Origin of the sequence: Mesosutterella multiformis, from assembly GCF_003402575.1 — a bacterium.
Classification (GTDB): domain Bacteria; phylum Pseudomonadota; class Gammaproteobacteria; order Burkholderiales; family Burkholderiaceae_F; genus Mesosutterella; species Mesosutterella multiformis.
In genome coordinates, this window is sequence record NZ_BGZJ01000001.1 from 359,763 (window position 1) to 385,642 (window position 25,880).

A 25,880-nucleotide genomic window follows, 5' to 3' on the forward strand; every position below is an offset into this window, starting at 1 on the left:
GGGGTTTTCACTAGCTTCTATGGGCCGAAATGACCCCTTTCACCTCAAGAATCTCCTTCAGGGCCTGCTGCATCAGCGCGGCACCGGCCACTTCCACCCCGAATTTCAGGCGCGCGACGTTCTTCACAGTCTGCGTGTTGACGTTCGTGATGTTGATCTTCAGGCGGATGAAGACATCGGTCACATCTTTCAGAAGACCGATACGGTCGCGGGCGAGAACGAGGATCTCCATCGGGTAGAGAGTGTCCTCGGGCGCTTCACCCCAGGAGACCTCAATCAGACGTTCCTTCGACTGCTCCATCAGGTTCTTCACGTTCGGGCAGTCAGCGCGGTGCACAACGACACCGCGGCCGCGGGACACAAAGCCCACGATCTCGTCAGGCGGCACCGGATGGCAGCACTTCGCGAGCTGCGTGAGAAGCGATCCGACACCAGCAACAAGAATCTGTCCGTTATCGTGATGGGCACGCGGCTGCGCGGGCTTCACCGGGATCACCGGCTCATCGGCCGCCTTTTTCTGCGTCTGAGGCACCACGACCGCTTCGATCGCGCGGTTCGAAATCTCGTCCTTCGCGATGGTGAGGCAGAGATCATCCACGGACTCAAAACCAAGCGTCTTCGCGAGCGACTCAAGGTTATAAGTCGACTTCCCGAGGCGCGCGAGTTCGGTATCGAGCTCATCACGCCCGCGTGCGATCTGCTCCTGGAGGTGCAGCTGGTTGAACCACGTTCTCACCTTGCCGCGGGTCCGGGCCATGGCGGCGAACCCAAGCTCCGGATTCATCCAGTCCTGCGACGGGCCGCCGGACTTCGCCGCGATGATTTCCACCGTGTCGCCGGTCTTCAGCTTATGCGTGAGCGGCACGATCGCGCCGTTCACCTTCGCGCCTCGGCAGCGGTGGCCGAGCTGCGTGTGGACCATATAGGCAAAGTCCACCGGTGTGCTGTTCGCCGCGAGTTCCACAACGCGCCCCATCGGGGTGAGCGCGTAGATCAGATCGTCCTCGACACCCGGCGCGCGCGGCGGCTCAACGTCCGAGTGCCACGCGAGCAGCTGACGGAGCCAGACAACTTTCTGCTCTTCAGCGGAATTCACGCCAAGCGAATTGCCCGCTTCCTTATAGCGCCAGTGGGCCGCGAAACCGAGTTCCGCGAACTCATGCATCTCGCGCGTACGGATCTGGATTTCGACCGGAAGCCCGTTTGAAGCCTTCACAACCGTGTGCAGCGACCGATAGCCGTTCGGCTTCGGATGCGCGATATAGTCGTCGTACTCTGACTGAATCGCGGTGAAATTTTCATTCAGGATCGAGAGCACCTCGTAGCACTGTTCGACCGTATCCACGATGACGCGGAGCGCCCGGAGGTCGAAGAGCCGCTCAAACGGCAGGTGCTTACGCTCCATCTTGAGCCAGATCGAGTAGATATGCTTCGAGCGGCCGGAGACCTCGCCCCGGATATGGTGCGCGGCGAGCAGCGACCGGATCTTCGTCACGGCCTGCTGCACGAAGGCGAGGCGCTCGGCGCGGCTCGCGTCGAGGTGCCGCACGATCTCCTGATAGACCTCAGGCCGCGTGAAGCGGAGCGACAGGTCCTCGAGCTCCCACTTCATCTGCCAGATACCGAGGCGGTTCGCGAGCGGCGAGTAGAGCTGGAGCGTTTCCGCGGCGTAGATCTTCGCGTCATCCGACGGGTGCATCACAAACCAGCGCAGCGTCTGCAGACGGCTCGCGAGACGAAGGAGCACGACCCGGAGGTCGCCGCACATCGCGAGCAGCATCTTTCTCAGCTTCTCGGGCTGGGACGCGGCATTCGCTTCCTTGTTGCTCGAACGGGCCTGTTCGGAGAGCTTCATCAGACGCTGCAGATCGGTGCAGAGCTCGAGCACCTTGCCGCCGAAACTCTTCTCAATCCACTCCTCAGGATTCTTCAGATAATCCTGCACGGAGGAGAGATAGGCCGCGGCAATCAGTTCATCATCATCCCGGATGCCCCGCAGAATGCTGGCCATGCCGTCTGCGTGCGACATACGGGGTTCGCCTGTCTCAAGGCATTGCCCCGCGTAGAGCGGTTCCACCATCGAACGGGCAAGCTGCCAGTTCACTTTAACCGGCGCTTCGGTTTTCTTGTTATCTGGTGCCATCGGACAAATCTTCTCTGCGGTTAATGAGGAATAAACGCCTTCAGACAGGCCTCGCGTGGGAATCCCCTTGCGACAGCCCATTCTATGGCGGCGTGCTTATATCAGTAGAAATCCCGAATCCGGTTTTGCAAATTAATACAAATTCAGATTCTAGGCGAGACTGCGGACGGATTAGGCCGCAGAAATATTCAATTCATGACGCCGATGCGGCGAAGCAGCGTGGCAATGTCAACGCCATTACGGACGTTCAGCTTCCGGGTGGCGGAGCCGCGGTGCACCTTGACGGTCTTCTCGGCGATATTCAGTTTCTCGGCGATTTCTTTGTTCTGGAGCCCCTCGGCAACAAGCTTCACCACTTCTTTTTCGCGCGCGGTCAGCGTCTCAAAGGCCGCCCGGTCCGCGTTATCGCGCTCATCCGCCTCAACCCGCTCGAGGTCGCGCTTCACGGCGGCCTCCACCACGGCGATCAGCCGGTCGCCGTCCACCGGTTTCTGGAGGAAATCCGCGGCGCCCTGCTTCAGCACGTGCACCGCCATATCGACGTCGCCGTGCCCGGTGACAAAGATCACCGGAATCCTGAAACCCCTGGAGTCGAGCAGATCCTGCAGTTCAAGGCCTGTCATGCCCGGCATTCGGGCGTCGAGCAGGAGGCAGCCTGGACGGGCCGGATCATCATGCTTCAGAAAGTCGTCAGCGCTCTCGTAGCATGCGGTCTCGTAGCCTGCGGCCCCGAGCAGGAAGGCGCTCGACTGCCTCACGCCTTCGTCGTCATCCACGATTCTCACCAGCGGCGATTTACTTTCCGACCCCATTTTTCTCTCCAACCCGAAGTCAACCAAAACCCGCCCCCGCTTCTCCAGGCAGAGGCATCCCCACTTTTGTATTGTGAACCTATGCGGGGATGAATTTCAAAAAATTAAGAAAAAAGGCCAGGGACTGAGTCCCCGGCCTTATTCCGGAACACGGATAAAACCGGGAGAATCCCGGTCTCTTATCCGTTAGTTCTTCAGGCTGTGAATCGGAGCCGGGATACGGCCGCCGAGGTTCACGAAGCCTGCGGAGTCACCGCCAGGAACGCGGATGACGGCCGCTTCGCCGAGCAGTCCGCCGAAGACCGCCACGTCGCCCACCGTCTTGCCGGGGACCGGAATCACGCGGACAGCGGTCGCCTTGTTGTTGATCATGCCGATCGCGGCTTCGTCAGCAATGATGCCGCCGATCGTCGAGGCCGGGGTGTCACCCGGGATCGCGATCATGTCGAGACCGACCGAGCAGACCGAGGTCATCGCCTCGAGCTTCTCGAACGTGAGCGCGCCGCTGCGGGCAGCGGCTTCAATCGCCGCGTCCTCGGACACTGGGATGAAGGCGCCGGAGAGGCCGCCGACGTGAGAGGAAGCGAAAACGCCGCCCTTCTTCACCGCGTCATTCAGCATCGCGAGAATCGCGGTCGTGCCGGGAGCGCCGATCGAGGAGAGACCGAGAGCCTGGAAGATTTCACCGACGGAGTCACCGATCGCCGGGGTCGGAGCGAGCGACAGATCGGCCACGCCAAACGGGATGCCGAGTTCCTTCGCCACGTCGCGGCCGATGATTTCACCGACGCGCGTCACCTTGAAGGCCGTGAACTTGATCGTTTCGGCAACATCGTCCACCGTGATATGGCGGCCGTTGTTCTTCTCTTCGATCAGGCGGTCAAGCGCCTTCTTCACAACGCCCGGACCGGAAACACCGACGTCGATCACGACGTCAGGCTCACCGATACCGAGGTAGGCGCCGGCCATGAAGGGCACGTCCTGGGGAATGTTGCAGAAGACAACGAGCTTCGCCGCGCCGATACCGTCGCGGTCCGAGGTCGCCTGGGCGACATCAAGCACGCGCTGGCCCATCAGGGCAACCGCGTCCATGTTGATACCGGCCTTCGTGCTGCCCACGTTGATCGAGGAGCAGACGCGGTCCGTGGTCGCGAGGGCTTCAGGCAGCGAGTCGATCAGGTTACGCTCACCGGGGGTGATGCCCTTCTCAACGAGAGCGCCGAAACCGCCCACAAAGTCGACACCGACTTCCTTCGCGGCAGCGTCAAGCTCGCGGCAGACGGCGGCAAGCTGATCGCGCGTGAAGGAGGAGCAGACCGTACCGATCGGAGAAACCGAAATACGCTTGTTCACAACCGGAATGCCGTAGCGGTCGCCGACCATGTTGCAGGTCTCAACGAGGCGCTTCGCATACTTGCTGATCTTCGCGCGGAGACGATAGGCAAACGTGTCGTAGTCGGTGCTCGCGCAGTCGAACAGGCTGACACCGAGCGTCACCGTACGCACGTCAAGGTGCTCGGCCCGGGTCATGTTGATGGTGGAAAGGATCTCGTTTTCAGAAATCATTGTTGTTTTTCACCCTAAAAGAGTCTTCTGCCGCTCTTGCAGCCGAAATGGAATTAATGAATTTCGATGTGATGCATCGCATCAAAAATGAGGTGATGCTGCATCGTGAGCGAGAGGCCCATGGCCTTGGCGCGTTCCGACATCACGCGGTGCAGCGCGCGGGCGTCAACCGCCTTCGGCACGCTCACTTCAAAAATCTGAACGGACTCACCCTCACCGAGCGGCTTCGCGCGCAGATCGTGAATGTTCACGCGCTGCTCACTCATGATGCGGGAGAAGGTCGACACGATGTCGTTGCCGTCTTTGCCCCAGATCGTCACCACGTAGGATTCGGACTCCGGCACGGAATCCTTCGGCAGTTCTTCAAAGTCGCGGATCACAAGGGAGAGGTGGAATTTGCGGGCTTCGAGCGCCTTGCTGATTTCCTCGTTGAGCGTCTCGTTGGACAGGCCTTCAGGCTTATTCAGCAGATAAATGCCCGAAAACTGGTCGTGCAGCGTGGACTGGGTCATTTCTTCGATATTGCAGCCCAGACGGGTAAGGGCGGAAGAAACGGTGGCAACAATACCGGGCTGATCAAGACCGATGACGGCGACAAGCGCGCTGTTATTTTTCGTATACTGGGTCATTTTCCTTAAGACTTTGCAGGTCAAAGTATTAGAACGTGAGTGTAACTCTATATGGCGTTTCAGTTCTTCTGACGCTCCGGGAGAAACTCACGCATTCCCGGGAATGCCGCAAGAGAATTCGCCTGGAGGGCTGAAAGAAGCTCGTCGCGGGGCATGCCCCGGAGCTGAGCGAGTTCATCGAGATACCCCGCGATATCAGCGGGTTCAGTCCGGAGGTTGCCGCTGTCGCGCCTCGCGCCTGAAGGCATATCCGGAGCGTCGGTTTCAAGCACGATGCTTTCAAGAGGAAGCGTAGCCGCAAGACGCCTGATCCGGCGGCTGCCGCTATACATCATCGCGCCGCCGAATCCGAGTTTGAGTCCAAGCGAAATCAGAATCCTCGCCTGCTCCTCGGAGCCATTAAACGCGTGCGCGACACCGCCTGAAACCGGAATCCGACGAAGCCACTTGGTGACCCAGTCGACAGACCGCCTCACGTGAAGCGAGACCGGCATGCCGGTATCCCGCGCCACCTTCAGCTGGGCGACAAACACCGCTTCCTGTTTCGCGCGGTCCAGATCCGGCACAAAACCATCCAGCCCGATCTCCGCGACCGCCACCACGCGGCTCGCGGGATCCGCCATTTCGCGCCTGAGCGCGTCACGCAGCTCGTCCGCCACTTCAGGGGTCACCGTGGGACGGGCGGTCGCGAGCGGATGAACCCCAAGCCCGACGCACCACCCGGACTCTGCCCCCACCCGGAGGCATTTCGTCCAGTCGCCTGAAATTCCCGCCGCGATGAGCGCGCAGCCGACACCCGACTCTTTCGCCCGCCGGAAGACATCCGGACGGTCATGATCGAACTGCTCAGACTGCATGTGGTTATGCGTATCGATAAGACAGGCCACGGCTCACCCTCCTCCCGGTCACTCCTCAAAGGGCTCAATCGAACCGCCCTTCAGCCTCAGAATCCGGCCGCAGCGCTTCGCGAGTCCCAGGTCATGCGTCACGATGATGATCGCGGTGTTCTTTTCGCTCGCGAGACTGAGGAACCGGTCCCAGACCGCCTGCGCGGTGTCCTGATCGAGGTTCCCTGTCGGTTCGTCCGCGAGAATGCAGGCGGGAGAGGTCACAACGGCGCGGGCAATCGCGGTTCGCTGCCGCTCGCCCCCTGAAAGCTGGGACGGCAGGTGATCAAGCCGCTCCCCGAGCCCGATTTCCTCCAGCACCGCCTTCGCGGCAGCGTTGGCTTCCGCCTCGGGTGTCCTCCGGATATAGAGCGGCATCGCCACGTTTTCGAGCGCCGTGAATTCCGGAAGCAGGTGATGGAACTGATAGACAAAGCCGAGACGCCGGTTTCTCAGGTCACCGCGCGCCTTCTCATCCATCCCTCCGATATCGACACCATCCACCACCACGCGCCCGGCGTCGGCGTCATCCAGCCCGCCGATACAGTGAAGGAGCGTCGACTTGCCGGCGCCTGACGCCCCGACAATCGCGACGGTTTCCCCAGGCTTCACGCGGAGCGACACATTCTTCAGCACCGGTGTTTCACGGTCTCCCTCACGGTACGCCTTGGCGAGACCCTCAACCTCAATCGCAAACTCACTCATATCTCAGAGCCTCAGCAGGCCGGATGCGGGACGCACGCCAGCTCGGATAAACGGTCGCGGCAAGCGACAGGAAAAGAGAAAAAACGGCAATCGGAATAATGTCGGACGCCCGGGGTTCGGACGGCATGCCGGAAATCAGGTAAATCGACTGCGGGAGGAATTCCACATGGAAAACCGCCTCAATCGCGGACACGATGGAACCGAGATTGCACGCGATGAGTAGCCCGATCGCGACACCGGATGCCACACCGATCACGCCGATCACCGCGCCCTGGATCATGAAGATCTTCATGATGGAGCCAGGCGAAGCGCCAAGCGTCCGGAGAATCGCGATGTCTGACTGCTTCTCGGTCACGGTCATCACGAGAGTCGACACCAGCCCGAACGCGCCCACGAGCACGATGAGAAAGAGAATGATCGACATCATCCGCTTCTCCACCTGCACTGCGGCGAACCATGTCTTGTTTTCCACGGTCCAGTCGCGGGCGAAGTACCCGGGCGGCAGCGACTTCATGAGACTCTCAGCGACAGCGGGGGCTTCCTGCATATCCGCCACGCGGACACGGACGCCCATCGGGCCCCCGGTGCGGAAGAGCGCCGCGGCGTCCTCAATATTCATGAAGAGCATCGTCGAATCGTATTCGAAGTGCCCAGCCGTAAAGATCCCTGACACCGTGAGCGTCCGGACCCGCGGGATCATGCCGGCGGGTGTCGTGGTGCCCTGAGGGACGACGAGCGCAATCTTATCTCCGGGCGCCACGCCAAGCCGTGCGGCGAGCACCGACCCGATCACCGCGTGGAAGCTCCCCGGCGTAAGTGAGTCAAGCGTTCCGGCGGGCATCGTGGAAGCGACTTCACTCGCCTTCACCTCTTCCTTCGGATCGACCCCTTCCACCATGGTGCCGATCACGCGGTCACCAGTCGAAATCAGCCCCTGCCCTTCAACGAAGGGTGCGGCTCCCCGCACTTCGGAGTTCTTTTCCGCGACCGCGGCAAGCGACCTCCAGTCCGACACGGGACCCGTGCCGCTTGAAATCTGGATATGCGGAATGACAGACAGCATCCGGTCACGAACCTGGGTCTGGAACCCGTTCATCACGGAAAGCACAATGATCAGCGCCATCACGCCGAGCGCGATTGACACGACAGACGTCGCTGAGATGAAGGAAACAAACCGGTCCTTCCGTCCGGTTCGCCGGCCGGAACGCGTATAGCGGAGGCCGATCAGAAATTCAAAAGGCAGAGACACGGAGCTCAAATCCTGAAGTGTTGACTGTTGACTCCGGGCGGATCCCGGAGCTGTGCACACATTCTAAGCAAGAGCGGACCTAACCCGGGACCGTCTTCCGTCTAAAATAGGATCCCTATGTCCACTGCCTATTACCTGCTCCCCGGTGCCCGTCTGCCGAAGGACGTCGCCCCCGCTGTCATTCCTCGAATCGACCGGTCACTTCTCGACCCCATCCTGGAAGGTCTTGGCACCCCTGTCTGCCAGAGGCTTGCCGAGGGGCTGACGCTGCCCTTTGCGCGCTGCACCCATCACCTCTGGTTCTGGGGCGTGGTGCCGCGTGGGAAAACGACTCCGGCTCACGCGGCCTACGTGTGGCTTGAGGATCACGGTCCGACGCTCGCGACGGAAATCTGGTCCGTGACGCCGTGCGTTGAGGAGAACGGCGTTTACCGCTCGCTCGGAAGCGATCCTCTCACCGCGGAAGAAATCGACCGCTGCTCGGAACCGCTCCGGAAGACGCTCGCGAAATTCGGTTTCGTCCTCCAGCAGTGGGATACGCTCTGGTACGCCACCCGCATGAAGGACTGGGAGGCCGTGCTCCGCCCCTGGGAGTGCCAGGACGGCATGGGGCTGGATGAAGGCGCGATCGCGGGGGACCGCGATATGGCGCTTGAGTGCCTCAGGGCGTGTGCTGAGACAATGGCTGGCACCGAGATTACCGCGGGCCGGAAGGCCGCTGGCCTCCCCGCTCCGAACGCCGTATGGATCGCGGGAGGCGGGCGTCAGATCCGCTTCTATCCGCCGACCCTGATCCGCGCCGTGATGTCCGACGAGCCGGTCCTCCGCAGCTGGGCGATGGAGGCCGGGATGCTCTGCCAGTTCGTGAGCCGCACGACAGGAAAAACGTGGCCTGAGGAAGCGGCCCCCGGTGACATGATCGCCGTGATCAGTGACCTCTGGGAACCGTGGCTGCGGGGTGACTGGGACGCGTGGCTCGCCGCGCTCCCCGGTGTTGCTTCCAAAATCGCGGAACTGAAGGCCGCCGCGATTGAGCGGAAGACTGAAAGCACTGCTATCGTAGCCTGCGGCCTCGGCACCACCGCGACGCTCCTCCCCAAAACCGAAGGACTGAAGAGCCGATTCCTCAGCCGGTTTGCCAAAAAAACGCCCCCCGACTACTCCTGGCTCACGGATTCAGACTGAAAACACTATGAAGACCCGCTTTATTACCCGACACTACGATCCGGCCGCCGCCGCAAGGCTGCAGTCGGAAGGTTTCTCCCGTCCTCTCGCTCAGGTGCTTGCCGGGAGGCGGATTGTCGGGAAAAGCGAAATGGATACGGGGCTCGCCGGACTGATTCCGCCCACCGCGCTCCCGCACGCCGCGGAAGCCGCCTCGATGCTCGCGGACGCTCTTGAGAAAGGGGAATCGGTTGCCGTTGTCGGCGACTATGACTGCGACGGGGCAACAGCGAGCACGGTGGCTTATCAGGGACTGCGGCTTCTCGGGTTCCGGCCTGAGAAAGTGTCCTGGTTCATTCCGGACCGCATGTCGATGGGGTACGGCCTTTCCCCCGTGGTGGTCGACGCGCTCACCGAAAAATACGGCCGCCCTGACATCATTCTCACCGTGGATAACGGCATGGGAAGCGTGGAAGGCGTGGCGCGCGCAAACCAGCTCGGTATCCGCGTGATCGTGACAGATCACCATCTCCCGGGCGAATACCTGCCGGCCGCGGCCTGCATCGTGAATCCGAACGGTCCTGACGGCGCCGGTGCGCCGGGGAACCTCGCCGGTGTCGGTGTGATCTTCTACGTCCTGATCGCGCTCCGCGCGGAGCTCCGGGCCCGCGGCGCCTTTGCGGCCGGGCAGCAGCCGAAGCTCTCCAAGCTCCTTGACCTCGTCGCGCTCGGAACCGTGGCGGACGTTGTGCCGCTTGACCGCAATAACCGCATTCTTGTGGCTCAGGGACTGAAGCGTCTCCGGAGCGGCAGGGGAAGCGCGGGGCTCACCGCGCTTTACACGCTCGCGAATCAGAATAAGCGCGATATTTCCCAGATCTCGGTCCGTGACCTCGGCTTCACGCTCGCGCCCCGGATCAACGCCGCCGGCCGTATCGCCAATATGGAGATCGGGATCCAGTGCCTCCTCGCGGGAGAGGCGAACGCCACTGAACTCGCCTCACAGCTTGAGGACATCAATGATCAGCGGAAGGCGCTCGAACGCAGCATGCAGGAAGAGGCGCTGGATTCGCTCTCCGACGCCGATATCGAGCACCGCATGAGCCTCGTGCTCAGCCACCCGGACTGGCATCAGGGGCTTGTCGGCCTCGTCGCGAGCCGCGTGAAGGAACGGACTCACCGCCCGGTGATCGCTTTCGCGCCGACCAAAAATGGCCTTCTCCGCGGCTCCGGCCGCTCCATCCCGGGGCTTCACCTCCGGTACTGCCTCTCGCGGATTGACACAATGTTTCCGGGGCTGATCCTTCGCTACGGCGGCCACGCGCTCGCCGCGGGTCTCACGATCCGGGGGGACGGCCTTGAGCAGTTCCGCGACGCGTTTGAAAAGGTGGTGTCGGAAAATATTTCTCCCGAGCTTCTCACGGAAGACATCGTTGTGGACGGCGCGCTCGCGCCTGAAGAGATTTCCTTCGGTCTCATCCGGGAAATTGATTCTGTCGTCTGGGGGCAGTCCTTCGAGGCGCCGCTTTTCGCGAACGAATTCGATATCGTCCGCCAGACCCCGCTTCGGGGCGGCGAGCATCTCAAAGCGACCGTGTCGACCGCGGGTCAGCATTTCGACGCCATTTTCTTCCGCCACAGCACGCCGCTTCCGGGACGCGTGAAGCTCGCCTATCGGCTGGACGTGAATGAGTGGATGGGCCGGAAGTCGCTCCAGCTCATGATTGAAAACGCTGAGGAGTAGGCGCCTCGCCTCCGTCCTCAGACTGACACGGGGTCAGGGTATTTCACCCCTATCCGGAAAGCCCCCGCGCGGCTTTGCGGCGCCCCGTTCTACTTTATAATTTTCCTTTTTCGTTTCTGTACAGTAAGAGATATAAATGGAAGCTGAACAGCTTAATCAGATCGGGAACAGCATCAACGATCTGGGAGACCGACTTTCCGGTCTCAGGGGGTATCTTTGACATCGACCTCAAAGCCCGACGTCTTGAAGAACTGAACCGCGAGATCGAGAACCCCGATCTCTGGAATGACCCGAAGCATGCCGAACAGGTGTCCAAGGAGAAAAAGCTCCTTGAGGATACGGTCGGAACCTACCGCCAGCTTGAATCCGGCATCCGCGACGCGGGCGAACTCTTCGAGATGAGCCGCGAGGAAGAAGACTGGGATGCGGTCGCGAGCGTCGGTGAAGACGTGAAGTCGATCGAAAAGAAGGTTGAGCAGCTTGAGTTCAAGCGCATGTTCAATAATCCGATGGATTCTTCGAACTGCTACCTTGAAATTCAGGCGGGCGCAGGCGGCACGGAAGCCCAGGACTGGGCCTCGATGCTTGAGCGCATGTATCTGAAATACACGGAAAGCAAGGGCTTCAGCGTGAAGCTCACGAGCGAAACCGCGGGCGACGTCGCCGGTATCAAGAACTGCTCCATTTATATTCAGGGTGACTGGGCCTACGGCACGCTCCGCACCGAGACCGGCATTCACCGTCTCGTGCGTAAGAGCCCGTTCGACTCGAACGCCCGCCGTCACACGTCCTTTGCTTCTGTCTACGTGTACCCCGAAGTGGATGACTCGATTGAGATCGAAATCAATCCGGCCGACCTCCGTATCGACGTGTACCGTGCCTCCGGTGCCGGCGGCCAGCACGTTCAGAAGACGGAATCCGCTGTCCGAATCACGCATATCCCGACCGGTATCGTGACGGAGTGCCAGGACGAACGCTCGCAGCATCAGAACAAAGACCGCGCCATGCAGCAGCTGCGCGCGAAACTCTATGAGTTCGAGATGAATAAGCGCCGCGCCGAGCAGCAGAAGCTGGAAGACGCTAAGGACGACATCGGCTGGGGTCACCAGATCCGCAGCTACGTGCTCGATCAGAGCCGCATCAAGGATCTGCGCACGAACGTTGAAAACACGAACACCACCGCTGTGCTGAACGGCGACCTCGATCAGTTCATCGAGGCGAGCCTGAAGCAGGGCGTCTGACGCCTGGCGCTCACGGAATAATTTTTAAATCAGGAACTGAAATGGCTGAAGAACAGAAGATTGCGCCGGAAGCGGATTCCGCCGCAGAAGAGAATCACATCATCGCTGAGCGCCGCGCCAAGCTGCAGCTGCTCCGCGACGCGAACGCCGCCTACCCGAACGATTTCCGCCGCAAGGACTACTTTGCCGATCTGCACGCGAAGTACGACGCCGAAGACCGCGAAACGTTTGAGGCTTCCGAAAAGGTTGAGGTTCAGACCGCCGGCCGCATCATGCTGAAGCGCGTGATGGGCAAGGTCTCCTTCCTCACCGTGAAGGACATGACCGGCACGATCCAGTACTTCGTCACGCGCGACGCGCTCGGCGAAGAGGCGTACAAGAACTTCAAGACCTGGGACGTGGGTGATATCGTCGGCTCCACCGGCTATCTCTTCAAGACGAAGACGGGTGAACTCTCCGTTCACGTCGAGACGCTTCGTCTCCTCACGAAGTCGATCCGTCCGCTTCCCGACAAGCATAAGGGCATCACGGATCCGGAACTGATCTACCGCCAGCGTTACGTCGATCTGATGACGAATGACGTGTCGCGCAACCGCTTCATCACGCGTTCCAAGATGATCACGGCGATCCGCGACTTCATGACGCAGCACCGCTTCCTCGAAGTCGAAACCCCGATGCTGCACCCGATCCCGGGCGGCGCGAACGCGAAGCCCTTCATCACGCATCACAACGCGCTTGACGTTGATCTCTACCTCCGAATCGCTCCGGAACTCTATCTGAAGCGTCTCGTGGTGGGCGGCATGGAACGTGTCTATGACATGAACCGCTGCTTCCGTAACGAAGGCATGGACGTCCGTCACAACCCGGAATTCACGACGATCGAGTGGTACGCCGCGTACTGGGATTACCGCATCCAGATGGACTTCACCGAAGAACTGATCCGCTACGCCGCGATCAAGGCAACCGGTTCCGCCGTTGTCCAGTATCAGGGCGTCACGGTGGATCTCTCGCAGCCTTTTGACCGTCTCACGCCGAAGGAAGCGATCATGAAGTACTCGGACTACACGTCCGAGCAGATTGATGATGAGGCATTCCTCCGCGCTGAACTCGCCCGCCGCGGCGAGCCGCAGAAGGATTTCGTCGGCTACGGCACGCTCCTCATGGCGATGTTTGACCTTGTCGCCGAAGCGAAGCTGATCCGCCCGACTTTCCTCATCAACTTCCCGACCGAAGTGTCGCCGCTCGCCCGCGCCTCAGACAGCGATCCGAGCATCTGCGAGCGCTTCGAGCTCTATATCGTCGGCCGCGAGCACGCGAACGGCTTCTCTGAGCTCAATGACCCGGACGATCAGGCCCGCCGCTTCAAGGCTCAGGCTGACGCGAAGAGCAAGGGCGACGATGAAGCGATGTACTACGACGCGGACTACATCCGCGCCCTGGAGTACGGCCTCGCCCCGACCTCCGGCTGCGGCATCGGTATTGACCGTCTCGCCATGCTCCTCACGGACGCTCCGAGCATCCGTGACGTGCTCCTCTTCCCGCAGATGCGTCCCGAAGCGGATCTTCTGAAGTAAGAGCGCCATGACCGATACCAAGTGGCGGATTGGGAAATCCTTCGCGAAGTATTCGAAGCAGGCTTCCGCCTCACTCGATCCTTCGCGGAAGAGCCTTGTGATCGGCGGCAGAGCAGCCGGGTCGGTGTCTGAGGACGACGCCCGGCTGATCGCGGAACGGATCGAGGGTGCGGCCTTCGACGGCGCGTCGCTTTCGATCGGCGCCGCGTCTGACAGCGAGGAAACGCTCTCCGCGATCCTCGCGCTCGCCGCGGCTCTCCTCCGGGACGAAGGCCGGATTCACCGCTGGCGCGGCGAACTCGTGGACGTTCAGATGCCGGAAGGCGGTCCCCGCATCGCGGTGCTTGAGCGGAGCGCGTTCCGTCTTCTCGGTCTTCTTACGGTCGCCGTTCATATGAACGGTGTCACGCCGGACGGCCGTATCTGGACCTCGCAGCGCTCAGACACGAAGGACATCAATCCTGGCAAATGGGATAACCTCGCGGCCGGCATGGTGGCAGCAGGCGAAACCCCGCTTGACGCTATGAAGCGCGAAGCCGCGGAAGAGGCCGGGCTTACGCCTGAGGACTATGAGCTCGTCCCCGAGACCGTGTTCCTCACGAGCCGCCCGACCGAGTCCGGCTGGATGCTGGAACGCGCCTACTGCTACACCGCACGGCTCCGTGACGGCGTGACGCCTCATAACGTCGACGGAGAAGTGCAGGCGACGGAACTCCTCGACGCGGACGCCATGGCGGAACTCATCGCCCGCGGCAAGGTGACAAGCGAAGCGTCGCTCGCCGCCCTCCACTGGCTCGCGGCGAAGACTGGGAAAACGCTTCCCGAAGGTTTCTATCAGGCGTTTGTCTGAGCGAATTCCTTCATCTGCGGTTAAAAAAATGAGCGCCGGAATCCTTTCCGGCGCTCATTTTCTTTTATCTCACTCGGGTGTCAGTCTCAGCAGGCAAGCGCTGCCACCATCACGGCCTTGATCGTATGGAGACGGTTGCCGGCCTGGTCAAAGACGATAGAGGCCGGGGACTCAAACACCTCTTCCGTCACCTCGACACCGGTCGCGAGTTCCGGATGCGCGGCGATCACGGCCTGACCCACCTTTGTTTCCGCGTTGTGGTACGCGGGGAGGCAGTGCATGAATTTCACGCGCGGGTTGCCCGAAGCCTTCAGGAGCGCGGCGTTCACCTGATAGGGCATCAGGTCATGAATACGCTGATCCCAAACGTCCGCGGGTTCACCCATCGAAACCCAGATGTCGGTGTGGATGAAATCGACGCCCTTCACGGCTTCTTCCGCGTTTTCCGTCAGCGTGATCTTCGCGCCGCTCTCGCGGGCAAAGGCCTCGCACATATCGAGCACCGACTTCTCGGGCCAGTAGGCCTTCGGGGCACCGATGCGGACATCCATGCCCATCTTCGCGCCGATCATGAGAAGCGAATTCCCGGTGTTGAAACGGGCGTCACCCATGTAGGCGAAGCTGATCTGGTTAAAGGGCTTGTGGCAGTGCTCACGCATCGTAAGGAGGTCACAGAGCATCTGCGTCGGATGCCATTCATCGGTGAGGCCGTTGAAGACCGGAACGCCGGCGTACTTCGCGAGCTCTTCCACGGTCTTCTGGGCAAAGCCGCGGTACTCGATCGCGTCATAGATCTGCCCGAGCACCCGGGCCGAATCCTTCACGCTCTCCTTGTGGCCGAACTGAGAGGCCGACGGGTCAAAGAATGTCGTATGCGCGCCCTGATCGGCCGCTGCCACTTCAAAGGCGCTCCGCGTACGGGTTGAGGTCTTCTCAAAAATCAGGGCGATATTTTTTCCCTTCAGACGCGGCACTTCGTAGCCGCCTCGCTTCGCCCGCTTCAGGTCTTCCGCGAGGTCGACGAGATACGTGATTTCAGCAGGAGTGTGGTGACAGAGGCTAAGCAGGCTGCGATTCCGAAGATTGAACGGCATTTTTTGATCCTTATAAGAAAAGCCTCGCAGGAGGGGCTGCGAGGCTTTCAATAATAACGCAGAGCGGCTGTCGGGAAATCAGACCGAGGCCGCTTCAGCGCCTAGCGCGGCAGGCGTTACTCACGCTCATCGAGCCACGCCTGCAGGATCGCTTCGAGAATCGCTTCAGAGGATTTCTCGGGATCATCCGAGAAGCCGGGGAGCGCGCACACCATATCGTGCAGTTCCGTGAAGCGAAGCGTCGTCGGATCGAGATCGGGATCGTTGTCGTAGAGGGTCTCCGCAATGGTCCCTGTGTCCTTCCAGGTGAGCGCCATATCAGTCGTCCTCGGAAACCTGGTTACGGGTGTACTTCGGGACTTCGATCGTGAGATCCTCGTCCGCCACCTTCACCTGGCAGGAGAGACGGGACAGAGCGCCGACGCCCCAGGCCTTATCGAGGCAGTCGTATTCTTTATCAGACGGCTCCTCGAGCGAATCAAAACCCTTGCGGATGATCACGTGGCAGGTGGAGCAGGCGCAGGACATTTCGCAGGCATGCTCAATCTTCACACCGTGCGAGAGAAGCCCGCGGATCAGGTTCTCACCCGTCGCCATTTCAAACTCCGCGCCCTCAGGACAGTATTTCGGGTTCGGCAGGACAGTAATCTTCGGCATCAGATGCCTCCTATTCGTTAAATGTCATTCACGTTCTGGCCCGCGAGCGCCTTCTGAATGCTGCGGTCCATACGGAGTTCGGCAAAATGCTCGGTACCCTTGGCGAGCGCGTCCATCGCGTCCTTGATCGCCTGGGTGTCATCTGCTTCAGAAAGCGTAAGCGTGTGGCGCACGAGGTCAAGAATCTTCGCTTCTTCTTCCTTCGAAAGCAGATCGCGGTCAGCGGCAAGCGCGGAGACCGTTGATTCAACAATACGCTTCGCTTCGACCTGTGCTTCACGCAGATCACGCGCGGCCTTGTCTTCCTCAGCGTTCTGGTTGCCTTCGCGGAGCATCTTCACGATGTCGTCATCGGTGAGACCGTAGGACGGCTTCACTTCAACGGAGCTCTCAACCCCGGTCGTCTGCTCACGGGCGCTGACAGAAAGCAGTCCGTCCGCATCCACCTGGAACGTCACGCGGATACGCGCGGCGCCCGCCACCATCGGAGGGATGCCTCGGAGCTCAAACCTCGCGAGCGACCGGCAGTTATCAACGAGCTCGCGCTCGCCCTGCAGTACGTGGATCGCCATCGCGGTCTGACCGTCCTTGAACGTCGTGAAGTCCTGGGCGCGGGCCACCGGAATCGGGGTGTTCTTCGGGATCACCTTCTCAACGAGACCGCCCATCGTCTCAAGACCAAGAGAAAGCGGAGTGACATCGAGAAGGAGGAAATCGTTTTCCACTTCGTTGCCAGCGAGCTTATTCGCCTGGATCGCGGCGCCGATCGCCACAACCTTATCGGGATCGATGCCGGCGAGCGGCTCTTTCCCAAAGTAGTCGCGGATCAGACGCGGCACCATCGGCATGCGGGTCGCGCCGCCGACAAGCACAACGCCCTTCACATCAGCGGCATTGAGCTTTGCGTCAGCGAGCGTCGCGCGGACCGCGTCAAGCGTCTTCTGAAGCAGCGCCTTCGTGGCGTCCTCAAATTCAGCGCGGCTGAGCGGAAGTGACACCTCGCGCCCATCCTCAAGCTTCACGTGGAATTCAGTCGATTCGGCATCAGTCAGACGCTCTTTCGCGGCGCGGCTTTCTGCGAGCAGCCGGCGCTTATCCGCGGGAGTGAGGCTGGTATCCGAAACGCCCGTCTTTGCGATAGCCCAGGAGAAAACCGCGCGGTCAAAGTCGTCGCCGCCAAGCGCCGAATTGCCGCCCGTCGCGAGTACCTGGAAAACACCCCGGTCAAGCTTCAGAATCGACACGTCAAACGTGCCGCCGCCGAGGTCATAGACGATGTAAATTCCTTCCGCTGCCTTATCGAGGCCATAGGCCAGAGCAGCGGCCGTCGGCTCATTCAGCAGACGGAGAACATTGAGGCCGGCAAGGCGCCCCGCGTCCTTCGTCGCCTGACGCTGCGCGTCATCAAAGTACGCCGGGCACGTAATCACGGCGCCCACAAGTTCCCCTTCGAGATCCGCCTCAGCCCGGGCGCGGAGCACCTTCAGGACTTCTGAGGAAACCTCTTCAGGCGTCTTCACGCCGGCCGCGGTTTCAATCTTCACCATGCCGGGGTTATCAAGCAGACGGAACGGAAGATGCGAAGGATCCGCAATTTCCGAAAGGGTCCGCCCGATCAGCCGCTTCGCGCTGGAAATCGTATTCTGCGGGTCTTCGGCCGCGCGCTGAAGCGCCTCGCGTCCGACCTGCACCGTGCCGTCCGGGAGATATCGGACAACGGACGGAAGAAGAGCCGAGCCCTTCTCGTCCTCGAGCACGACCGCTTCGCCGTTCTTCACGGTCGCAACGAGAGAATTCGTGGTTCCAAGATCGATTCCGACCGCCAGATGGACGGAGTGCGGAACCTCAGACATTCCGGGTTCTGCGATCTGAAGCAAAGGCATGGATTTTTTCCTTATTCTTTTTTCTTACTGATGGATGGCGGCGGCAATGTCGCGGGCCATCTTGTCGACGAACATCAGGCGGCGGACTTCAGAAACCGCTTTTTCGGGGCTCTGCTCATCATCGAGAAGGGCTGCGAGACGGTCCACGAGCGCTGTCTTCTCCTCCTGCACAACGGAGGCGAGTTTCGCGAGAGCTTCAGGGGAATTCTTCCCCGCCTCAAACTTTTCGCGCCACTCCATCTGCTGCATGAGGAAGTCGACTGGCATGCGGGTGTTGTTCTCGGCGTTCACGGGGAAGCCCGCGGACTCACAGAGATAGACCGCCCGCTTCAGGGGATCTGAAAGTGTGGAAAGCGCTTCGTTCGCGCGCTGAGACCACTGCTCGGCCACGCGCTTCATCGCGGGAGTGGCCGAAGCGAAGCGGTCGGGGTGAACCTGGAGCTCGACCCGGCGGTAGCCTTCATCGAGCGCCTTCTGATCCACCCGGAATTTTCTCGGCACGCCGAGAAGCTGGAACATATCAAGCTTATCCGCCATGACCGGGGCGACCTTCTTCAGACGCTGAAGGACTTGCCGCAGCCGCAGTGGTCTTTTTCGTTCGGGTTATTGAACTTGAAGCCTTCCTGAATGCCCTCGCGGGTGTAGTCGAGCTGGGTGCCGTCGATGTAGACGAGGCTCTTCGGATCCACGATCACCTTGATGCCGTGGGAATCGAACACCTGATCATCCGGTTCGAGAACGTCAGCGAACTCGAGCTTGTAGGCCATGCCGGAACAGCCCGAGGTCTTCACGCCGACACGCAGGCCGATGCCCTTGCCGCGCTTCTCCAGGAACTGGGAAACGTGCTTGGCGGCGGCTTCAGTCATAGAAACGGTCATTCTTCTGCTCCTTTGCCTGGTAATCAGGCCTTCTTCGCCTGCTTCGCGCGGTAATCGGCGATAGCAGCCTTAACGGCGTCTTCGGCAAGAATCGAACAGTGAATCTTCACCGGCGGGAGCGCGAGCTCTTCGGCGATTTCGGAGTTCTTCAGGGCGGCCGCCTCGTCGAGCGTCTTGCCCTTCACCCACTCGGTTACAAGCGAGCTCGAGGCAATGGCGGAACCGCAGCCGTAGGTCTTGAATTTCGCGTCTTCAATGATGCCGGTCTTGTCGTCCACCTTGATCTGAAGGCGCATCACGTCGCCGCAGGCCGGGGCGCCGACCATGCCGGTGCCGACGTCATTCGCGTCGGAATCGAGCGTGCCGACATTGCGGGGATGTTCGTAGTGGTCGATGACTTTTTCGCTATAGGGCACTTTAGTGTCCTCCTTTCAACGCTCCGGGCGGTTTCTTCCGCCCGGATACCGGTTAATTACTGAATCTGTTCCGAAGGAAATCCGGCCTTACATCTTGGCCCACTGAACCTTCGTCGTATCGATGCCCTTCTGGTGCATTTCCCAGAGCGGGGAGAGTTCGCGAAGCCGCGTCACGGCCTCCGTGAGCTCCTTGATCGTGTAGTCGATCTCTTCCTCAGTCGTGAAGCGGCCGAGCGTGAAGCGGATCGAGCTGTGAGCGAGTTCATCCGGGCGGCCGAGAGCCTTCAGCACGAAGGACGGCTCAAGCGACGCGGAGGTGCAGGCGGAGCCCGACGACACAGCGAGATTCTTGCAGGCCATCATGAGGGATTCACCCTCGATGTACTCGAAGGAAACGTTCAGGTTGAAGCCCACGCGGTGTTCCCAGGAGCCGTTCAGCACGACGCACGGGATGTTCTTCTGGATGCCTTCCCAGAGGCGGTCGCGGAGCTTGCGGATGCGTTCATTCTCCTCGTCCATCTCCTCCTTCAGGATGCGATAGGCTTCGCCCATGCCGACGATCTGCTGCGTCGCGAGCGTGCCGGAACGCATGCCGCGTTCGTGTCCGCCGCCGTCGATCTGGCATTCAATACGAACGCGGGGCTTGCGGCGGACGTAAAGAGCGCCCATGCCCTTCGGGCCGTACACCTTGTGGCTCGACATGCTCATGAGGTCGATCGGTTGGTTCTTCATATCGAAGTGGAGCTTTCCGATAGCCTGCGTAGCGTCGACGTGGAAAAGCACGCCGTGCTTGTGGCAGATCTCACCGATTTCGAAAATCGGCTGAATCGTGCCGATTTCGTTATTCACGCCCATGATGGAAACGAGCGTCGTATCCGGGCGGATGGCGGCTTCAACAGCGGCCGGATCCACGAGACCGTCACCGTCGACATCGAGGTAAGTCACCTCGTAGCCTTCGGATTCGAGACGGCGCATCGAGTCGAGAACAGCCTTATGTTCCGTCTTCTGCGTGATGAGATGCTTGCCCTTATCCTTATAGAAGTGAGCAGCGCCCTTCAGAGCGAGGTTGTCAGCTTCCGTGGCGCCTGAGGTCCAGACGATTTCACGCGGATCGGCGTTGATCAGCGCTGCGACCTGACCGCGGGCCTCTTCGACCGCCTTTTCTGCTTCCCAGCCGTAAGCATGGCTACGGCTCGCCGGATTGCCGAAGATCTCCGTGAGGTACGGAATCATTTTCTTTGCAACCCGCGGATCAACCGGAGTCGTCGCGGAATAATCCAGGTAAACAGGCAATTTAAGCATTTAAAAGTTTCTCCTCGCTGTAAGGACGCTCAGTTACTTCTGAGTTTCCTTTTGGGCCGTATTCTTATGGCTCCGCCGCATAGCAGCCGGGTCAATTTTCACGTAGGCAATGCCGGACTGGGCAAGCTTCTGCCGCTCTTTGTTCTGCTCGACGAGTTTCGCGAGCGTCGCCTCAGAAAGCACATCTTCGAGTTTCTGATTGAGCGACGCCCAAAGCTCGTGCGTCATACATTCAGCGCCGTCGTGGTGACAGCTTGATTTGCCGCCGCACTGCGTCGCGTCCAGATTGTCCTCAACAACATTGATGATGTCGGCAGCCGAAATCTCGCAGGCACCGCGGGCAAGGCGGTAGCCACCGCCAGGTCCCCGGACGCTGACAACGAGTCCGGCGCGACGCAGCTTTCCGAAGAGCTGCTCGAGGTAAGCAACCGAAATCGATTGCCGCTCGGCGATCTCCGTCAGCGAAACGGGGTTCTCGCCGGCATGGATAGCCATATCGAGAAGAGCCGTTACAGCAAAGCGTCCTTTGGTCGTCAGTCTCATTATTTTTCGGTTCCCTATTCAATCCCACCTAGATGAAACACAGAGATCATACACCAATACCCGACAATTTAACTCAGGATTAAGAACGACGTGAGCCTTATTCGTATGGGTGAAAAAAAAGGCCGTCAGGAGACGGCCTCTAAATAAGGGGAAAAAATAAAACCTCTGAAACTAGTGCTCCGCTTCTCCCTTCTGAGGCTGGGGAGCCGGGGCATACATCGATACACGGCGCTTCACGATTTCAAGCAGCCCCTGGCAGGCATCCTCACAGTAGTCGAGCACAAGGTTAAAGCCATTCGTACCGCCATAGTAGGGGTCAGGAATGACCGCGGCATCGTACTCGCTCGCGTAGCGCATCAGCAGGTGCAGCTTATGGCGGAATACCGGGGGGCACTGGCGCTGAAGCTCTGAGAGATTCTCCCAGTCCATCGCCAGAATAAAGTCCGCGCTGGAATAGTCATCAAGCGTGATCTGGCGCGCCCGGTGAGCGGACAGATCGTAGCCGCGCTTGCGTCCGGCCAGCTGAGAACGGACGTCAGGCGCTTCGCCGACGTGATAACCATGGGTGCCAGCGGAATCCACTGCGACTTCGGAACCTATGCCGGCGTCTGTCACCATTTTGCGAAAAACAGCTTCGGCAGTGGGGGACCGGCAGATGTTGCCCATGCAGACAAAAAGGACTTTGATCATATATTCCGAGAGTAAAAAAGTAGCTGTCCGCCGCCAAGGCGGGCAATTATCCGCTCTATCGTACCGCTTTTATTTACGAATTCAAGAGTAGGAATGATACGGATTGTTGCAAACGCCGTTCTTTTCCGTGTTTCAGGCCTTTTCAGGCAGGTCCGGAACCGATGCGCCGAAGAGCCTTTTCTTAAGCGCATCAAGCTGATCACGGACTGCCGCAGCCTTCTCAAATTCGAGATCACGGGCATAGGCCGCCATCTGCTTCTCCAGCTGCTTCACGCGCTGAGACACCGCCTTTTCGTCCGAGAGATCCGTTGTATCCTCCTCCGCCTTCACTTCGGGCGCCCGGTAGACGCCGTCAATGATGTCGCGGACTTCCTTCTTGATGCCCTTCGGGACAATATGGTGCTCTTCATTAAACGCCATCTGCTTCGCGCGGCGGCGGTTCGTTTCCGTGATAGCGGCCTTCATGGAGTCCGTCATCTGATCCGCGTAGAGAATCGCCTTGCCTTCCAGATTCCGGGCCGCGCGGCCGATCGTCTGCACGAGACTCCGCTCGCTTCGGAGGAAGCCCTCCTTATCCGCGTCCAGAATGGCGACGAGTGACACCTCAGGAATATCGAGGCCCTCGCGAAGCAGATTGATGCCGACCAGAACGTCAAATACGCCCTGACGGAGATCCCGGATGATTTCGACACGCTCCACCGTATCGATTTCAGAGTGAAGGTATCGCACCTTCACTTTGTTCTCGGCGAGGAACTCCGTGAGGTCCTCGGCCATCTTCTTCGTGAGCGTCGTGATCAGGACACGCTCCCCCTTGGCGGTGCGCTCATAGATTTCAGAAAGCACATCATCCACCTGGGTCTTCGCGGGCCGCACTTCAACCTCCGGATCCAGAAGCCCAGTCGGACGCACCACCTGCTCCACCACCTGAGCCGAGTGCTCGAGCTCCCACTGCGCGGGAGTGGCCGAGACAAAGATCGAACGGCGCATCTTATGCTCAAACTCATCAAACCGGAGCGGCCGGTTATCGAGTGCTGAGGGAAGGCGGAAGCCGTATTCAACGAGCGTCGTTTTCCGTGAGAGGTTCCCGCGGTACATGCCGCCGATCTGCCCCATCGTCACATGGCTCTCGTCAAAAAACATGATGGAGTCCGCGGGGAAATAGTCGAGCAGGCACGCGGGCGGCTCCCCGGGCTTCAGCCCTGAGAGATGCCGCGTGTAGTTCTCAATGCCCTTGCAGAACCCCACTTCCTGCAGCATCTCGAGGTCAAAAAGCGTCCGCTGCTGAAGGCGCTGCGCCTCGACGACCTTTCCCTCCTTCTGGAAAAATTCGACGCGGTCCCGCAGTTCCTCCTTGATGGACTCAATCGCCCGCATCACGTCATCCTTCGGCGTCACGTAGTTCGAAGCCGGGTAGACCACGAAGCGCGGCACCTTCTGAATCACGTGCCCGGTGAGCGGATCGAAGAGACTCACCTCATCCACTTCGTCATCAAAGAGCTCAATCCGGACCGCTGTTTCCGAGTGTTCCGAGGGGAAGATATCGATCGTGTCGCCCCGGACGCGGAACGTGCCGCGGCGGAACTCCATATCGCTTCGCTTGTACTGCATGCCAACCAGCTGCCGCACGAAGTCCTCACGGGTCTTTGTGTCACCGCGCCGGATGATGAGACGCATCTTCGTGTAGCTCTCCGGCTCCCCGATGCCGTAGATCGCGGACACCGTCGCCACGATGATCACGTCACGCCGCTCAAGGATCGATTTCGACGCGGATAGCCGCATCTGCTCAATGTGGTCATTGATCGCGGAGTCTTTCTCTATATAGAGATCCCGCGACGGCACGTACGCCTCCGGCTGGTAGTAGTCGTAGTACGACACGAAGTACTCCACCGCGTTTTCCGGGAAGAAATCCCGGAATTCGGAGTAGAGCTGCGCCGCGAGCGTTTTATTCGGCGCCATCACGAGCGTCGGCACCCCGGTGCGCGCAATGATGTTCGCCATCGTGAAGGTCTTTCCGGACCCCGTGACACCAAGAAGCGTCTGCCCCATCAGTCCGTCATCGAGCCCCTCACAGAGTTTTCTGATTGCCTCAGGCTGATCGCCGCTCGGCTCATAAGGCGCATGAAGAATGAAAGGGGAATGGGGAAATGAAATGACTTTATCCACGGAACCTCACTTTTTTAACGCATTTGTTTGGCATTACCCGGCGTGCCATAAGGAGAAAATCGTAGCACCTGACGCTCTTTTGGGAACGGCCGGGGCATACACTCTGTATATACTTTTATTCACGGCTTTTTTCCATAACCCACTCCGAAGCACTCCTTCCCGACTGCTTGTGACGCCGGGACGCCGATGCTTCTCTTTTATTGCTGGAATCACATCAATATGACAGATAAGCTCTTTGCAGAAGTTGCTGGTGCCCCTGAAGACCCCATTCTGGGTGTCGGTCAGCAGTACAAAGCCGATCCCCGCGCCGAAAAGGTGAATCTGAGCGTCGGTGTCTATCAGACAGAAGAAGGCAAGATCCCGGTTCTTCGCGCTGTGCGTGAAGCCGAAACCCGCCTCTACAACGCCGCTGCCCCTCACGGCTACGGTCAGATTTCCGGCAATCCGGCTCTCGGCGCTTTTGTCCAGGAACTGCTGTTCGGCAAGGACTCTGAAGTCGTCCGCTCCCGCCGCGCCTGCACGGTGCAGTCACTCGGCGGCACCGGCGCTATCAAGCTCGCCGCTGACCTCCTCCACTTTGTTGTCGGCAAGACCAAGGCCGCGACCTCCGTTCCGACCTGGGGCAACCATAACGCCATCTTCAAGCAGGCTGGTTTCGACGTTTCCCACTATCAGTACTACAACAAGGCTGACGGCACGATCGCCTTTGAGCAGCTGCTCGCTGACCTCCGCGCGAAGGAAGCCGGCACTGTCGTCATTCTGCACGCCTGCTGCCACAACCCGACCGGCCTCGACTTCACGGCTGACCAGTGGAAGGAAGTCCTCCAGATCGTGATCGACCGCGGCCTCGTTCCGCTCCTCGATATCGCCTACCAGGGCTTTGACCGCGGTCTCGAGGAAGACGCTTTCTCGATCCGGCTCTTTGCTGAATCCGGCATCAGCTTCCTCGTTTCCTCCTCCTTCTCCAAGTCCTTCAGCCTGTACGGCGAGCGTGTCGGCGGCCTGACGGTTGTCTGCCAGAACGCTGATGAAGCGGCCCGCGTGCTCTCTCAAGTGAAGCAGATGGCCCGCGCCAACTACTCCAACCCGCCGAACTACGGCGCCTCCCTCGTCGCCACCGTTGCCGGCGACCCGGTGCTCCGTGCTCAGTGGGAAGAGGAACTCGGCGAAATGCGCGCCCGTATCCGCTCGATGCGTGTTGCCCTGAAGAACGCGATGGACGCCGAAGGCTCCCCGCGCGACTTCAGCTTCGTGACGGCTCAGGACGGCATGTTCTCCTTCACGGGCTTCACCCCGGAACAGGTTGAGCGCCTGAAGAAGGAATACGGCATCTACGCTGTGGCGAACGGCCGTATCTGCATTGCCGGCCTCAATAACCACAACGTGCAGTACGTGGCGAAGGCCTTCACGGCGGTTCAGAAGAACTGATTGCGGCATACCGTAAATACGTCAGAAAAGATTCCTTCAAAATTTTTTTCTTGACATTACGAGGATAAATCTGTAAAGTTAATTCTCGTTGATTCCCCGATAGCTCAGTCGGTAGAGCAACGGACTGTTAATCCGTGGGTCGTTGGTTCGAGCCCAACTCGGGGAGCCAGAATTCCAAAAGCCAGAAAGCGAAAGCTTTCTGGCTTTTTCTGTTTCAGCTCCGAAAACCGGGGCTTTCCGGAAACGAAAAGGGCGCATCGCT

At 59.9% G+C, this 25,880-nt stretch carries 24 protein-coding genes and 1 tRNA gene; 7 read left to right on the forward strand and 18 right to left on the reverse strand.

Annotation, left to right across the window (positions count from 1 at the left end; all coding sequences use genetic code 11):
* Nucleotides 1–10: 10 nt before the first annotated feature.
* From M4NBBH2_RS01640 to M4NBBH2_RS01670, 7 genes are all read right to left on the reverse strand, one after another.
* Nucleotides 11–2,143 carry a RelA/SpoT family protein gene (locus M4NBBH2_RS01640; protein WP_116269449.1) on the reverse strand — a complete coding sequence of 711 codons (2,133 nt, stop codon included), beginning with the start codon at nt 2,141–2,143 and terminating at the stop codon, nt 11–13.
* A 188-nt stretch (nt 2,144–2,331) separates the two neighbouring features.
* Nucleotides 2,332–2,955 carry a response regulator transcription factor gene (locus M4NBBH2_RS01645; RefSeq protein ID WP_116269450.1) on the reverse strand — a complete coding sequence of 208 codons (624 nt, stop codon included), beginning with the start codon at nt 2,953–2,955 and terminating at the stop codon, nt 2,332–2,334.
* A 186-nt stretch (nt 2,956–3,141) separates the two neighbouring features.
* A complete protein-coding gene (locus tag M4NBBH2_RS01650) occupies nt 3,142–4,521 on the reverse strand; it encodes a PFL family protein (protein ID WP_116269451.1) in 1,380 nt (459 codons plus the stop codon).
* 53 nt (nt 4,522–4,574) lie between these two features.
* Complete coding sequence (locus tag M4NBBH2_RS01655) at nt 4,575–5,150, reverse strand: glycine cleavage system transcriptional repressor (RefSeq protein WP_022444815.1); 576 nt, start codon at nt 5,148–5,150, stop codon at nt 4,575–4,577.
* A gap of 59 nt (nt 5,151–5,209) precedes the next feature.
* On the reverse strand, nt 5,210–6,037 hold the full coding sequence (locus M4NBBH2_RS01660) for a TatD family hydrolase (RefSeq protein WP_116269452.1): 828 nt from the start codon (nt 6,035–6,037) through the stop codon (nt 5,210–5,212).
* A gap of 18 nt (nt 6,038–6,055) precedes the next feature.
* Nucleotides 6,056–6,742 (reverse strand): ABC transporter ATP-binding protein, encoded by a 687-nt coding sequence (locus M4NBBH2_RS01665; RefSeq protein ID WP_116269453.1) that lies wholly within the window; start codon nt 6,740–6,742, stop codon nt 6,056–6,058.
* A complete protein-coding gene (locus M4NBBH2_RS01670; RefSeq protein WP_370685252.1) occupies nt 6,735–7,991 on the reverse strand; it encodes a lipoprotein-releasing ABC transporter permease subunit in 1,257 nt (418 codons plus the stop codon). The genes M4NBBH2_RS01665 and M4NBBH2_RS01670 overlap by 8 nt, the downstream gene beginning before the upstream one ends.
* A gap of 117 nt (nt 7,992–8,108) precedes the next feature.
* On the opposite strand from M4NBBH2_RS01670, the gene M4NBBH2_RS01675 reads away from it, so the two are divergent.
* The 5 genes from M4NBBH2_RS01675 (at nt 8,109) to M4NBBH2_RS01695 (ending at nt 14,564) form a co-directional block, all read left to right on the forward strand.
* Complete coding sequence (locus tag M4NBBH2_RS01675; protein ID WP_116269455.1) at nt 8,109–9,176, forward strand: hypothetical protein; 1,068 nt, start codon at nt 8,109–8,111, stop codon at nt 9,174–9,176.
* Between the two features lie 7 nt (nt 9,177–9,183).
* Nucleotides 9,184–10,899, forward strand: a complete 1,716-nt coding sequence (gene recJ / locus M4NBBH2_RS01680) for a single-stranded-DNA-specific exonuclease RecJ (protein WP_116269456.1) — start codon at nt 9,184–9,186, stop codon at nt 10,897–10,899.
* Between the two features lie 136 nt (nt 10,900–11,035).
* Nucleotides 11,036–12,140, forward strand: a protein-coding gene (gene prfB, locus M4NBBH2_RS01685; RefSeq protein ID WP_116269457.1) for a peptide chain release factor 2 whose coding sequence is annotated in 2 segments (ribosomal slippage) — nt 11,036–11,116 and nt 11,118–12,140 — 1,104 coding nt in all. Because the reading frame shifts where the segments join, the coding sequence is not laid out codon by codon here.
* A 41-nt stretch (nt 12,141–12,181) separates the two neighbouring features.
* Nucleotides 12,182–13,714, forward strand: a complete 1,533-nt coding sequence (gene lysS, locus M4NBBH2_RS01690; protein WP_116269458.1) for a lysine--tRNA ligase — start codon at nt 12,182–12,184, stop codon at nt 13,712–13,714.
* 7 nt (nt 13,715–13,721) lie between these two features.
* The gene (locus tag M4NBBH2_RS01695) at nt 13,722–14,564 is read left to right on the forward strand and encodes an NUDIX hydrolase (protein ID WP_116269459.1); all 843 of its coding nucleotides are present in this window, start codon (nt 13,722–13,724) and stop codon (nt 14,562–14,564) included.
* Between the two features lie 86 nt (nt 14,565–14,650).
* Here M4NBBH2_RS01695 and M4NBBH2_RS01700 read toward each other — a convergent pair whose 3' ends face one another.
* The 11 genes from M4NBBH2_RS01700 to uvrB all read right to left on the reverse strand — a co-directional run bounded on the left by M4NBBH2_RS01700 (nt 14,651) and on the right by uvrB (nt 24,190).
* Nucleotides 14,651–15,658: an ornithine carbamoyltransferase gene (locus M4NBBH2_RS01700; protein WP_116269460.1), complete on the reverse strand. Its 1,008-nt coding sequence runs from the start codon at nt 15,656–15,658 to the stop codon at nt 14,651–14,653.
* 116 nt (nt 15,659–15,774) lie between these two features.
* Complete coding sequence (gene iscX, locus M4NBBH2_RS01705; RefSeq protein WP_022444805.1) at nt 15,775–15,975, reverse strand: Fe-S cluster assembly protein IscX; 201 nt, start codon at nt 15,973–15,975, stop codon at nt 15,775–15,777.
* A 1-nt stretch (nt 15,976) separates the two neighbouring features.
* Nucleotides 15,977–16,315 (reverse strand): ISC system 2Fe-2S type ferredoxin, encoded by a 339-nt coding sequence (gene fdx / locus M4NBBH2_RS01710; protein WP_116269461.1) that lies wholly within the window; start codon nt 16,313–16,315, stop codon nt 15,977–15,979.
* A gap of 17 nt (nt 16,316–16,332) precedes the next feature.
* On the reverse strand, nt 16,333–18,198 hold the full coding sequence (gene hscA, locus M4NBBH2_RS01715; RefSeq protein ID WP_116269462.1) for a Fe-S protein assembly chaperone HscA: 1,866 nt from the start codon (nt 18,196–18,198) through the stop codon (nt 16,333–16,335).
* A 24-nt stretch (nt 18,199–18,222) separates the two neighbouring features.
* A complete protein-coding gene (hscB, locus tag M4NBBH2_RS01720) occupies nt 18,223–18,735 on the reverse strand; it encodes a Fe-S protein assembly co-chaperone HscB (RefSeq protein ID WP_116269463.1) in 513 nt (170 codons plus the stop codon).
* A 17-nt stretch (nt 18,736–18,752) separates the two neighbouring features.
* Nucleotides 18,753–19,076 (reverse strand): iron-sulfur cluster assembly protein IscA, encoded by a 324-nt coding sequence (gene iscA / locus M4NBBH2_RS01725; RefSeq protein ID WP_022444801.1) that lies wholly within the window; start codon nt 19,074–19,076, stop codon nt 18,753–18,755.
* A gap of 23 nt (nt 19,077–19,099) precedes the next feature.
* Nucleotides 19,100–19,492: a Fe-S cluster assembly scaffold IscU gene (gene iscU / locus M4NBBH2_RS01730; protein ID WP_022444800.1), complete on the reverse strand. Its 393-nt coding sequence runs from the start codon at nt 19,490–19,492 to the stop codon at nt 19,100–19,102.
* Nucleotides 19,493–19,579: 87 nt separating this feature from the next.
* Nucleotides 19,580–20,794, reverse strand: coding sequence for an IscS subfamily cysteine desulfurase (locus M4NBBH2_RS01735; RefSeq protein WP_116269464.1), 1,215 nt, complete (start codon nt 20,792–20,794; stop codon nt 19,580–19,582).
* Between the two features lie 33 nt (nt 20,795–20,827).
* The gene (locus M4NBBH2_RS01740; RefSeq protein ID WP_116269465.1) at nt 20,828–21,337 is read right to left on the reverse strand and encodes an Rrf2 family transcriptional regulator; all 510 of its coding nucleotides are present in this window, start codon (nt 21,335–21,337) and stop codon (nt 20,828–20,830) included.
* 171 nt (nt 21,338–21,508) lie between these two features.
* Complete coding sequence (locus tag M4NBBH2_RS01745) at nt 21,509–22,027, reverse strand: low molecular weight protein-tyrosine-phosphatase (RefSeq protein ID WP_022444796.1); 519 nt, start codon at nt 22,025–22,027, stop codon at nt 21,509–21,511.
* 132 nt (nt 22,028–22,159) lie between these two features.
* Entirely contained in the window at nt 22,160–24,190 is a 2,031-nt protein-coding gene (gene uvrB / locus M4NBBH2_RS01750; protein ID WP_116269466.1) for an excinuclease ABC subunit UvrB, read from the reverse strand.
* A 219-nt stretch (nt 24,191–24,409) separates the two neighbouring features.
* On the opposite strand from uvrB, the gene M4NBBH2_RS01755 reads away from it, so the two are divergent.
* Both M4NBBH2_RS01755 and M4NBBH2_RS01760 read left to right on the forward strand, forming a co-directional pair.
* Nucleotides 24,410–25,618: an amino acid aminotransferase gene (locus M4NBBH2_RS01755; RefSeq protein ID WP_116270559.1), complete on the forward strand. Its 1,209-nt coding sequence runs from the start codon at nt 24,410–24,412 to the stop codon at nt 25,616–25,618.
* A 93-nt stretch (nt 25,619–25,711) separates the two neighbouring features.
* Nucleotides 25,712–25,787 (forward strand) — tRNA-Asn (locus M4NBBH2_RS01760).
* The last annotated feature ends 93 nt before the right edge of the window (nt 25,788–25,880 follow it).